This window comes from Planotetraspora thailandica, assembly GCF_016863335.1.
Lineage (GTDB): Bacteria > Actinomycetota > Actinomycetes > Streptosporangiales > Streptosporangiaceae > Planotetraspora > Planotetraspora thailandica.
The window spans coordinates 172746-185139 of record NZ_BOOR01000017.1 but is presented as its reverse complement, the minus strand read 5'-3'; the positions used below and the strand labels follow the sequence as shown (position 1 = coordinate 185139).

At 68.8% G+C, this 12394-nt stretch carries 8 protein-coding genes; 1 reads left to right on the top strand and 7 read right to left on the bottom strand.

Going from position 1 to position 12394, the window contains the following annotated elements; all coding sequences use genetic code 11:
- Positions 1-3: 3 nt before the first annotated feature.
- Positions 4-1008 (bottom strand): Gfo/Idh/MocA family protein, encoded by a 1005-nt coding sequence (locus tag Pth03_RS14005; protein ID WP_203944666.1) that lies wholly within the window; start codon positions 1006-1008, stop codon positions 4-6.
- Between the two features lie 159 nt (positions 1009-1167).
- Here Pth03_RS14005 and Pth03_RS14000 point away from each other — a divergent pair, with 159 nt between their 5' ends.
- Positions 1168-1905, top strand: a complete 738-nt coding sequence (locus tag Pth03_RS14000) for a GntR family transcriptional regulator (RefSeq protein WP_239119017.1) — start codon at positions 1168-1170, stop codon at positions 1903-1905.
- A gap of 28 nt (positions 1906-1933) precedes the next feature.
- On the opposite strand, the gene Pth03_RS13995 is transcribed toward Pth03_RS14000, so the two are convergent.
- The 6 genes from Pth03_RS13995 to Pth03_RS13970 form a co-directional block, all read right to left on the bottom strand.
- Positions 1934-4909, bottom strand: coding sequence for a glycoside hydrolase family 2 TIM barrel-domain containing protein (locus Pth03_RS13995; RefSeq protein ID WP_203944665.1), 2976 nt, complete (start codon positions 4907-4909; stop codon positions 1934-1936).
- 37 nt (positions 4910-4946) lie between these two features.
- The gene (locus tag Pth03_RS13990) at positions 4947-7676 is read right to left on the bottom strand and encodes a glycoside hydrolase family 38 N-terminal domain-containing protein (RefSeq protein ID WP_203944664.1); all 2730 of its coding nucleotides are present in this window, start codon (positions 7674-7676) and stop codon (positions 4947-4949) included.
- A gap of 51 nt (positions 7677-7727) precedes the next feature.
- Positions 7728-8585, bottom strand: a complete 858-nt coding sequence (locus Pth03_RS13985; protein ID WP_203944663.1) for a carbohydrate ABC transporter permease — start codon at positions 8583-8585, stop codon at positions 7728-7730.
- Positions 8582-9529, bottom strand: a complete 948-nt coding sequence (locus Pth03_RS13980; protein WP_203944662.1) for a carbohydrate ABC transporter permease — start codon at positions 9527-9529, stop codon at positions 8582-8584. The genes Pth03_RS13985 and Pth03_RS13980 overlap by 4 nt, the downstream gene beginning before the upstream one ends.
- Positions 9530-9536: 7 nt before the next feature.
- On the bottom strand, positions 9537-10880 hold the full coding sequence (locus Pth03_RS13975; RefSeq protein WP_203944661.1) for an ABC transporter substrate-binding protein: 1344 nt from the start codon (positions 10878-10880) through the stop codon (positions 9537-9539).
- A 189-nt stretch (positions 10881-11069) separates the two neighbouring features.
- Positions 11070-12311: an ROK family transcriptional regulator gene (locus Pth03_RS13970; RefSeq protein ID WP_203944660.1), complete on the bottom strand. Its 1242-nt coding sequence runs from the start codon at positions 12309-12311 to the stop codon at positions 11070-11072.
- Positions 12312-12394: the final 83 nt, after the last annotated feature.

The following is a 12394-nucleotide window of genomic DNA, read 5'->3' as shown; positions in this document are numbered from 1 at the left end:
TCCTCAGATTCCCTCGATCTCGGAAAGGGCGACGGGGCGGCGCTCCGCGCGGGAGCGTTCGCACGCCTCGGCGATGCGGAAGGCCTCGAGCGCGTCGCGGACGGTGCACGGGGAGGTCCGCTCGCCCCGGGCGACCTCCGCGAACGCGGTGAGCTCGGCCTGGTACGCCGGGAGGAAGCGCTCCATGAACGACCACTTCTGGGGGCCCCTGGGGAAGTCGACGCCCTCCTCGGCGGAGCGCATCGCCAGTGAGTGATCGAGGCCGACGGCGATCGTGCCCTTCTCGCCGTGGACCTCCATGCGGACGTCGTGGCCGGCGCCGTTGTAGCGGGTGGAGGAGATCAGCACGATCGTGCCGTCGTCCAGGGTCAGCAGGGCTCCGGCGGTGTCGACGTCGCCGGCCGCGGAGAAGAAGTCGGCGCCCTTGTTGGCGCCCGTCGCGTAGACGGAGGCCACTTCCCGCCCCGAGACGAACCGGAGGATGTCGAAGTCGTGCACGTTGCAGTCGCGGAAGATGCCGCCGGAGACCGGGATGTAGGACGCGTGCGGCGGGGCCTGGTCGTGGGTGCCCGCCCTGATGGTGTGGACGAACCCGAGCTCCCCGGACTCCACCGCCGCCCGGGCCCGCCGGTAACCGGCGTCGAACCGCCGCTGGAAACCGACGTGCACCGGCACGCCGCTGGACGCGACGAGGCCGGCGAGTTCGATGGTCTCCTCAAGGGTGGAGGCCACCGGCTTCTCGCAGAAGGTGGGCACACCCGCGGCGATGCCCTGGCGCAGCAGTGGTGCGTGGGCGGGGGTGGCCGCGGCGATCACGAAGCCGTCGACGCCCGACGCGAGTAGCGCCTCGGTGTCCGGAGCGATCTCGGCCCCGAGTTCGTCGGCGACGGTCTTGGCCGCCCCGAGGTCGGCGTCCGTCACGACGAGCTCGTCGACGAAGTCGAGAGCCGCCAAGGTCTTGGCATGGAAGGCGCCTATCCGTCCGACACCCGCTAGCCCGATGCGCATTCGCGATCCCCGTTCCGATACGTGACTGGGCCGTGCCCGCCGTGGCAGGAGGCCCTGTTTCAGCAGCCGTAGCGTGCCCGTTGACCAAAGGCTACGTCAAGACTTTGTACTGACATATTGTCGTAACGTCGTTCTTGCATACCGGAGTAAACTCGGCCCGTGGCAATCCAAGTGGACGTCTCGATCGACCGCTCTTCCCCCGTTCCCCTCTACCACCAGCTCGCGGAGCAGCTCAGCGACGCGATCGCCAGTGGCAGGCTGCAACCCGGCGACCCGTTCGAGAACGAGATCGCCCTCGCGGAGCGACTCAGCCTGTCGCGGCCGACGGTGCGGCGGGCCATACAGGAGCTGGTGAACCAGGGTCTCCTGCTGCGGCGGCGCGGGCTCGGGACCACGATCGCCAACCGCAAGGTGCACCGGCGCGCCGAGCTCACCAGCCTCTTCGACGACCTCAAGCGTGACGGCGGCCGTCCCGCGACCACCGTCCTCAAGCATGAGCTCGTGCAGGACGAGCGTGTGGCCACCGCGCTCGACCTGCCCGCCGACGCCGAGCTGCTCGCGATCGTCCGCTTGCGCCTGTCCGACGACCGCCCACTCGCCATCCTCCACAACTGGCTGCCGCCGGCGTGCAACGACATCGCCCGTGAGGACCTCGAGCAGGCGGGGCTGTACGCCGTGATGCGCGACCGCGGCGTGCGCCCGGTCGTCGCGCACCAGACGATCGGAGCACGGCCGCCGACCGCGGCCGAGCGGCGCCACCTCGGGCTGAAGCCCTCCCAGCCCGTTCTCACGATGACGCGCGTCGCCTTCGACGCCATGGGCAACGGGGTCGAGTACGGCGACCACTGCTACCGGGCGCAGGATTACAGCATCGACGTCATGGTCGACAAGCGGTGACACGACGGCCGGTCCGGACACTGCGTGCCTAGCCCGCTGCGATCCGCAGCCTGATCGTGCGAGCTTCGGGGCGGAGCGCGAATTCCGGCCACACATCCGGTCCGCACGCCCGTGAGCCGAGCCCGTGCTGGGCCGCATCGATGATCAGGTGACTCGTCGCCGAACCCGGGAGCTCATATGCGTGGCCGGCCCGTGGGATCTGCTGTGGAGTGTGGCGGCTGAGCGTGAAGCCGGGACGACGTCCGCGCGTGTCAGGGAACGCCACGATGCGCAGCACGTCGGCGCCGCCGCTCGTCAGCGTCAGCTCTCGCAGCTGTGAGCGGTGCCCGGTCTCCTGCGGGCGGGCGTAGTCGACGGAGAGGTCGCCGATCGTGGAGGAGAAACGGCCGGTGCGTGCTGCACGGAGACTGTCCGGGTAGGACTCGAGCGGGCCGAGGCCGAACCACTCGGCGCCGTCGACCGGAGCCGCGCCGTCGGGCAGATCGAAACGAATCCCGATCCGCGGCCACACCGTCAGCCAACCCCTCGACGGCTCGATCTCCACACGCAACTCGAGTTCGCCGCCCACAAGCGACCAGACCGTCTCCACCGTCACCGACAGGGCGGAGTTCGCCGCGGAGACCTTGTCGATCGTCCGCAGGGCTTCGGCGGTGCGCTCGACGGACAGCCGCCGTGTGGTCAGCCGGTCGAGACCGTCGCGACGCCACAGGTCGGCGTTGGACACCCCGGCGATGCCGGCGTCGCTCTCCTCGACTTCCTCGGACGCGCCCTCATCGTTGTCGGTCGGGGCTCGGAACAGTTCCAGCCGCGGGCCCGCCACCGTACGGCCGGCGAGGCGCACGAGGGCCCCGTCGACGAACTCGGCGATTCCCAGCGTCAGCGTCCCGTCGCTCCGCCGCCAATCGGTTTCGGGCCGGACACCAGGCACGGGACGCCGCGCCGAACGGTCCAGCTGGGCGGTCGCGATCACATGCCCGTCGGGCGCCCACGCGGTCGATACGGCCGATACCGCATCGACGGTGAGCCACGTCTCCGCGTCCTGCGCCACCGGGATCCGTGGAAGCGGCATACGCGCCGACCCGCCTGCCGCGACGACGGGGACCTCCATGTCCCCGGACTCCACCAGCGTCCCGTCGTGCTCGACGCGCCAGCGGAAGCGCAGGTCAGAGGTGTCAGCCGAGTGCCGCAGGTTGCTGATCACGACGTCGTCGCCGTCGAAGGTGAAGCGGACCGGCTGCACGACCGCCTTGAACTCGTGGAGGCTGGGAGTCGGGACGTCGTTGCTCAGCAGCATGCCGTCCATCACGAAGTTGCCGTCGTGCACGACCTCCCCGAAGTCGCCACCGTACGCGTAGTACGGCGTGCCGTCCGGGGCCGTCGTCAGGATGCCGTGATCGCGCCATTCCCAGACGAAGCCGCCGTGCAGCCGCGGATACTCGTGCACGAGCGCCTCGTACTGGTCGAGCGCCCCCGGCCCGTTGCCCATCGCGTGGGCGTACTCGCAGAGCAGGAACGGCTTCGTGCGCTGCCGGGCGCCCTGTGCGGGAGTGCAGTTCATCAGCGGCCGACGTGAGCCGTCGGTTCCGATCTGCTCGGTCTCGAGCACCGACGCGTACATGCGCGAGTAGACGTCGGTGTATTCGCCGGCGTGATCACCTTCGTAGTGCACGGGTCGTCCGGCGTCGCGGGCGTGGACCCACGCCGACATCGCGGCGAGGTTGCCGCCGGTTCCCGCCTCGTTGCCGAGCGACCACATCACGATGCTCGGATGGTTCTTGTCTCGCTCGACGGTGCGCCGGATGCGGTCGAGGTACGCCTCACGCCACGCCGGGTCGTCGCTGGGATTGCCGGCCCAACCCACCTTGTCGAAGCCGTGAGTCTCGAGATCGCATTCGAGGACGACCCAGAATCCGAGCTCGTCGGCAAGGTCGAGCAGCCGTGGATGCGGTGGGTAGTGGCTGGTGCGGATCGCGTTCACGTTGAACCGCTTCATGCGGGCCAGGTCCTCGCGGGCGTGCTCCTCGTCGAAGACGCGGCCGCGCTCGGGGTGGGTCTCGTGGCGATTCACCCCGTGAAACACGACGCGGCGGCCGTTGACCAGGAACCGGTCGCCGCGGATCTCGACCGTGCGGAAACCCGCCCGCAGGGCGATGCTCTCCGCGGCCGTCGACACGGTGACGTCGTACAGACGAGGCTGCTCGGCCGACCAGGGCTCCACGCCGTCGACCTCGAGCGGCGCCACGTCGGCCGCCGTCGCCCAGACCTGCTCGATGCCGAGCTCGGGGAGGCGAAAGGTGACCGGGAACGCCGCCGCGTCGGCGGTGATCTCCGTCTCGACCCGGCCGCGCCCGTTCTCGAACCCGGTTCGCAGCCAGACGTCCTCAATGCCCCCGGCCGGCCGTGCGATCAGGGTGACATCGCGGAAGATGCCCGGCAGCCACCACTGGTCCTGGTCTTCGACATAGCTGGCCGCCGACCACTGGTGCACGCGCACCGCGACGACGTTGCCGCCCGGCCGTACGGACGACGTCACGTCGAACTCGTGGGCGAGCCGGCTGCCGCTCGCGCTGCCGATCTCCTCGCCGTTCACCCACACCTTGAAGAGCGACTCGACGCCGTCGAACCGCAGCAGGACGCGCTCGGCCTCCGACCAGCCGGCGGGCAGGTCGAAGTGGCGGCGATAGTCGCCGGTGGGGTTCTCATCCGGGACATGGGGTGGGTCGATCGGGAACGGGAACTGCACGTTCGTGTAGATCGGCCGGCCATAGGCGCCGTCACCCTGGAGCACCCAGTGAGAGGGCACCGGGATGTCATCCCAGCCGCCGTCGTCGAAGCCCTCGGCCGCGAGGTCCTCTGTCGCCGGCACCGCCGGTGACAGACGGAACCGCCACAGCCCGTTCAGCGAAAGGGAGGGGGCATCGGAGTGCAGCCACGAGCGCGCCGGGCGCAGCGAGCCACGCCCTGGTGCGGTGTCGGTAACATACGCGGAAAGCTGGGATGCCACGAGGTCACAACTCTTTCTTGATGACAGAAGCCGTCGTCTACCGGAGCACGACCGTTCGGATCTCCCACGGGCCGAGCGCGAGTTCGAGTCCGTCCTCGACCGGCATCGCGGAGAGCGGCCTGCCGAGCAGGTCGACCGTGGTGGCCTCCGTGAACGCGCCGGTGACGCGGGCGGTCGATCCCGTGCCGCTCATCGCGACCAGTCGCACCTCGATGCCGGCACCGCGATCCTCGTCGGCGACGCGGCGGATGCTGGAGACGAAGACGTCCGCACCGTCGACCTGCACGCCGGTCGCGTCGGGCGGCAGGTGACCTCCGGCGGGCGCGGTCCCGCGAGCGACCAGCACGTCGTTGCGGAAGTCTTCGGCGAGAGCGACCGCGTCCGCGCCCTGCCAGCCGGTCGCCGAGGGCACGACGGCGAAACGGTTCTCGATGCGCACGCCGAGATCCTGCGCGCCCGGCGCCGGGATCTCGGACGCCGCGGGCTCGTCACGCAAAGGGTGGATGTTGACGCTGATCGAGCCGATCGCGCGCAGCAGCGTGATGGCGAGTTCGGAGCCTTCACCGACGAGTTCGTACTCGGTGGCGTGGTCGAGCAGCACGTTGGCGGCTCCGGCCGACACGAACGAGCTCGCAGGAAAGGTCGGGATCGGGTATTCGCCCCAGCCGCCCTCGGCGGTGAGCCCACGCTCGGTGACGGAGAACTGCCCGGCGGATGCGGACACGGCCGCCGGCTCGGGCAGCGGCACGTGGAAACGCAGCCGGTGGTCGGCGGACTGGTTCAGGAACGACGTGGAGACGCGCACGAACGGCTCGCCCGCGCGCACCTCCACGAGGGTCTCCACCGGGGTCGGCATCGTCTGGCCGCTGCGCAGGTCGCGGTCGGAGGACAGCGCGGCAGGCCATTCGTACACGCGGGTGACCCGCATCCTCGAACGTAGCGGGCCGTCCTCGAGGAGTTCGACGGCGACCTGCGCCGGCTCCGACACGAGCACATCCTGTGCCGGCGGAGCATAGTTGTAACTGTCGCCGCGGTCGCCGCCGTCGACGAGGCGGCCGACTCCGTGCAGCACGGTGCCGTCGGCCCCGGTCACGTCCAGAGTCCCGTCCTCGGCGATCGCGACCTCGACCATTCCGTTCGAAAGCAGGCTGCTCGTCGCCGTCGTGGGTGCGAACGTCGTCGACGGCGCGGCGGCCTGGTCACGCGGTTCGACCCGGAAACTCGCCAGCCCGGAGGCGGGGACGTCCACGGGCACGAGTGCGGTCGCGCGAGCCTCCTCCAGCGTCAGCACCCGCCACTCACCCGGGTGCGCGGCGGCCGCGGCGGCGACCTCCCGGCGCAGGATCAGCAGGTCGAACGGCCCGCTGGTCGGCACCTCGGCGAGGTGGAAGACCAGCGATCCCGGGGTGAGTTCGTAGTGGTCGATCAGACGGCCGAAGAGCTCGCGGCGGTGGATGCGGCGCAGAACTCGTTCGAGCTGCGAGGCGTCCATGCGCTCGTCGCTGAGCACGGTCGGGGCCTTCGAGGTCAGCTGCACGGGACGCGTCGAGCCGTCGGCGACGGTCGCGAGCAGAACGGTTCCCTCGGGCGGGGCCACGACGTCCACCTCGACCAATGCCGTGCGCGGGAACGGCAGCGGGTTGGCGACCAGGTAGCCGTCGCTCGGCACCAGGGCGGCGGGCTCGGCGAGGGCCGCGTCCCGGACCGCCCGCGCGGCGTGCGCGGCTTCGGCGAGACGCGCTTCGACCTGTTCGGCGGTCTCGTCGGTGCCGGAGCCGACGACCGAGTCGTGCGCGGAAGACTCGATGATCTTGTGCCACGCCAGCGAGAGGAACGGCGAGTCGTCGCGCCCGGACCACAGGGCGTTCACCCGCTCGGCGTGGTCGACGGTGCGCTCGGCGACCGCCATGCGCTGCTTGAGCCGGAGCCGTACGGAGAGCACGCCCGGGAGGATGTTGCCGCGCACATGGCTGCGCAGCTCACCGGTGACGACCGCGGAGACCTCGTCGCGCACGTGCCCCCGGATGTACTCGTCGAGCGTCGCGATGGTGATGGCGCGCTCGTCGCTGGACGCGCGCCGCAGCCAGGTCGCGAGTTGCGGGTCGGGCGCGTTGTGGTCGGTGCCGGCCATCGCCAGCACCGGGTCGTTCCCCCACCGCTCGGCCGTCATCTCCGCGTACTCGCCGAGCGCGCGCCCGATCTGGTCGGGCACCAGCAGGACGTCGAGGCCGTTGTCGTAGCCGTCGAAGAGGAACTCGGTGCGCACTTCGGAGCCGTCGGGAGCGCGCCAGCGGAAGGCATGACCGTCGACGGAGCCGGGAACACCGCGCCACAGCGCCGCATGCTCGATTCCGGCGCGTGCCAGGATCTGCGGCATCTGCGCGACGTGGCCGAACATGTCCGGCAGGTAGCCGATGGACATCGATCCGCCGAGGTCCGCCGCGGCCGCCCATCCCATCTGCAGGTTGCGCACGATGGTCTCGCCGGAGCAGAGGAACTCGTCGAGCAGGATGAGCCACGGCCCGATGGCGAGCCGGCCGCCGGCGACCAGGGCCGCGACTCGATCGCGGTTCTCCGGCCGCATCTCCAGGTAGTCCTCGATCGCGGCCATCTGCCCGTCGACGGTGAACCGGAAGTCCGCGTTCGCCTCGGCCGTCTCCAGCACGGTGTCGAGTGCGGCGACAAGCCGGTGCCGGAACACCTGGAAAGGCTCATACCATTCCCGGTCCCAATGGAAATGGGGCACGAAGACGGCGGGGTTCTGCATAAGGAGTGGAACCTTCTAGTGGTGGAGTGACAGGAGCACGGGGGGTGCGGATTACTTGATCGAGCCGGCGGCGAGCCCGGTGCGCCAGAAACGCTGGAGCAGGATGAACACGATGATCACGGGCACGATCGAGACCAGCGCGCCGGTGATCACGGATTCCTGGAGGAGCGAGACACGGGCGGTCTGACCGTTCCACTCGTAGAGGCCGAGTGTGATCGGGAAGAGCGACTCCTTCTGCAGCATCACCATCGGCAGGAAGAAGTTGTTCCAGATTCCGACGAACTGGAACAGGAAGATGGTCACCAGCGACGGCGTCATCAGCCGGAGCGCCACCGTGAAGAACGTGCGGAACTCGCCGGCGCCGTCCAGGCGCGCCGACTCGAGGATCTCCTCGGGGACGGCGGCGGCGGTGAAGATGCGGGCGAGGTAGACGCCGAACGGGCTGACGATGCTGGGCAGGAACACCGCGAGGTAGGTGTTGACGATCCCGGTCGCCGAGAACAGAAGGAACAGCGGGAGCGCGAGCGCGGTGGTGGGAACGAGGACGCCGCCGAGGATGACGGAGAACAGGAACTCGCGGCCCCGGAACTTGAACTTGGCGAGCGCGTAGCCGCACAGCGCGGAGATCAGGGTTCCGACGGCCGCGCCCAGCACTGCGTAGATCACGCTGTTCAGAGCCCACCGCGCGAAGATGCCGTCGCTGCGGCCGAACAGGGTGCTCAAATTCTTGAACAGGTCGAAGTGCGAGAACGCCAGCCCGAAGGTGGAGGCGAGGTCGCCCTGCGGTTTCGTCGCCGCGACGAGCAGGAAGTAGATCGGCAGCAGGAAGTAGATCGCCAGGAGGAACATCAGAGCCATGGCGGCCGTACGGCTGACACGGTTTTCGCGGAGCGGGGTCTGGTTGTTCACAGTCCGGCCCTCTTCGAGGTCAGTCGCATGAACCCGAAGCTCAAGACGAAGGTGATGATGGCGATGACCACGGAGATCGCCGCTGCCTGCTGGTAGTTGTTTCCCGAGGCCACCGCGTACGCGAGCATGTTCGGTGTGAACGTGCTCGAGATGTTCGAGGAGATCTGGCGCAGTACGGCCGGCTCGGCGTAGAGCTGCAGCGTGCCGATGATCGAGAACACCGTGGTGAGGATGATCGACGGGGCGATGATCGGGACCTTGATCTTCCATGCGATCGCCCAGTTGCTCGCACCGTCGAGCTTGGCGGCTTCGTAGAGCTCCTGCGGAATCGCCTGCAGGGCCGAGAACATGATCAGCATGTTGTAGCCGGTCCAGAGCCAGGTGGACACGTTCGCCGCCGACCACAACACGGCGCCCGGGCCGAGGAAGTCGGGCTGGAGGCCGATGGCCTTCAACAGATCGACGACGGGGCTGAGCTGCGGCGAGTAGAGGAACGACCACATGATCGCGGCGATGACGCCGGGCACGGCGTACGGCATGAACGCCGCGATCCGGAAGAACGACTTGAGCTTCAGCAGGGGAGTGTCGAGCAGCAGCGCCATGATCAGCGCGACGAACAGCATGACTGGCACCTGCACGATGCCGAACAGTCCGATGCGCCCGATGCTGGCCCAGAACTCGGTGTTCTGAAACACCTGCACGTACTGCTCGAAACCGCCGAAGGTCGTGTACGACGTGCCGTACTGGCCGCCGGTGCGGCGTACTACCAGGAAGCTCTGCCAGACCGCGTAGGCGATCGGCACCAGGTAGAACAGCACGAACGGGAGAAAGAACGGGATCACGAACGCGACGATGACGCCCGCCCGAGGGCCGCCGCCGTTCTGACGGCGGCGGCCTCCGGTCGCCGGGACCACGCGGGTCGCGCGGGTTGCGATGTCAGTCATGCTGCGGTCAGTTGCCCGCCACAGCAGGGATCGCCTGATCCTGCATCGACTTCAGCGCGGACGCCTGGGCGGCCGCGAGCGCGTCGGCGACCTTGCCGTTACCGGCTGCCGCCTTGGCCATCGCATCCTGAAGCGCCAGGTTCACCGTCTTCTGAGTGGGACCCCACGCGAAGCTGGTGTCGATGTTCTTGGACGACTCGGCGAAGACGTCGAAGATCTTCTCGTTGTTGTAGTACGGGACGCCCTCCGCGAGCGCGGGGAGCGACGCACCGGCGGTGGCCGCCGGGTAGAGGCCGCCCAGCTTGTTCTCCAGCGCGAGGGCTTCCGGGTCGGTGTTCAGCCAGCTGTTGAACTTGACCGACTCGTACAGGTGCGTGTTGCCCTTCATGAACGCGACGGTGGATCCGCCCCAGTCGCCGGATGCGGGGTTCGAGCCCCACGTCGGCATCGGGACGATCGTCCACTTGCCGGACTGGTCGGGCAGGTTGTCACGGAACATGCTGTAGCCCCAGGCGGCGCCGACGTAGGTGGCGATCTGGTTCTTCTGGTACGCGGCGTACATCGGGGTCGAACCGTGGGCGAGGTCGGTGCGGACGAGCTTGGCGTCGATCAGCTTCTGCCAGAACTCGGCGACCTGCTTGCTCTGGTCGGATTCGACGGTGACGTGCCACTTGTCGCCGGCGTAGCTGTACATCTCGGCGTTGTTCTGCCAGAGGAGCCCGTTGAACCACTCGGCGTTGTTCGGGTCGAAGAACGTGATGCTGAGGTTGGGGTCCGCGTCGTGCAGCTTCTGCGCGTCCGTCGCGTACTCGTCCCAGGTCTTGGGGATCTCGAGGTTGTACTTCTTGAAGAGGTCGCTGCGCACGTAGAGGGCCATCGGGCCGGTGTCCTGCGGGAAGGCGAACACGCCGGTGCCGCCGAAGCTGGTCTGCGACCAGGTCCACGGCACGAACTTCGATTGGGCCGCGGTGGCGTCCGCGCAGGCCGAGGCGTCGACGAAGGCGTCCTGGGAGCGAAGGTTGGGGAGCTCGTCGTAACCGACCTGAGCGAGCTCCGGCGCCTTGCCCGCCTTGAGGGCGTTGCCGATGGTGCCGTACTGGTCGTTGGAGATGTTCTTGATCTCGACCTGGATGTTCGGGTTGTTCTTGTTCCACAGGGCGACGACCTGGTCCATGCCCGGAACGGTGTTCCAGTACTGGAGGGTGACCTTGCCCTTCGCGGGCTCACAGGGGGAGGCCGCGGACGCGTTGCCCGACGGAGCGGGCGACGAACACGCGGCGAGCCCGACAATGCCGGCTGCCGCGGCGACGACGGCACCCGCGACGCGGATGCGCGTGACTGTGTTGCTCATATTTCCTTCCAGATCGTCTGGCGCCGGGCGCTAGACGGGTCGACGTTGACACCTCAGGCAGGGGGGATGCCTTCTGGTTGGAGGACAGGACGCAACGGTGTCGGTTCACGCGCCGAGCGCCATGGCGGGTTAGCAAATCATGTTTTCAAATTGCCCGCAAGGGCTTTGTGAGGACAAAGTACGGTGTGGTCAGTCCGCGGCGAGAAGCAGGGCGGACGGCCGGGGCGAGAAGATGTTGTCCAGGACCAGCGTCGCGGCGCCGACGGCGGCCACGTCGACGGGGATCGCGGACTGGGCGAACCGGATGGGATGCGGCGGAATCAGGGCGGGATCGCTGCGCACCGCATCCGGCAGCGCGTCGAGGATCGCCGGGGAGATGCGCGCCCAGAACGGCCCGCCGAAGATGACCTCGTCGATGTCGAGAAGGTTCACGATCACGACGATCGCGCGCGCCAGAGATCGAGCGGCATCGGTGAGAATCGCGCTCGCCTCGGGGTTCCCGGTCGCGGCGAGGGCCGCCAGCCTGCTGAACGCCGCATCCACGTCGACCATGTCGTCGAGGTTGCCGGCCTCGGCCACCGAGAGTACTCCGTCGAGCACCGCGCGTTCGACGAGCGCTCGCGGAACGGTGATGTACCCGACGCAGCCGCGCCGGCCGCAGGTGCACACCGGGCCGTCGGGATCGACGGTGATGTGGCCCGCGTCGCCCGCATTGGAGCTGATCCCGCGAACGACCTCGCCCGACAACGACAGGCCGGTGCCGAGACCGGTGCCGTAGTACATGAACGCGAAGTCGCGGCTGCTGCCGGGACCCGCGAACCACAGCTCGGCGACGACCGCGGCCGTCGCATCCTTCTCCAGCAGCACGGGCAGGCCGGTCGCCTCGGCGAGCGCGCGCCGTAAGGCCACCCGATGCCAGTTGGGCATCGTCGGCAGGTTCAAGAGCACGCCGTCGTCGACGTTCACCGGGCCGGGCGACGCGATGCCGATGCCGAGGATGCGGGAGCTGTCGACGCCGGAATTCGCGATGAGCGCCTTGATCGCGTTCGCCATCTCGTCGATGACCGCGCTCGGGTCTCCCGCGGTCGGTGTGCCGGTGCGCGAGTGATCGCGAACGGTGCCGGACAGGTCGACGAGCACGTAGGTCACCGCTGCGGGATCGATGTGGACCCCGATCGCGAAACCGCCGTCCGGGTTCAGTTTGACGACCGCCGCCGGCTTGCCGGGGCCGCTCGCGCGCGTGCCGTGCTCGTCGACGAGACCGGCATCGAGAAGGCGACGGCAGACCTTCGTCACCGTCATCCCGCTGAGGGCGGTCAGGGCGGCGAGCTCGGACCGGGTGATCCCCTCGGGGCGTCGGCGGATGGCATCAAGAATGACCGTCTGGTTGTACTCACCGACGGCGGGCAGGTTCGTTCCCGTGCGATCCAAGGCCAGCCTCCCCACCCGCTGTAGCCCGTCGAAAGCCTAGCGGTGCCTTGTGTGGACTTGAGTGTAAAGGTCCGCGCCCAGCA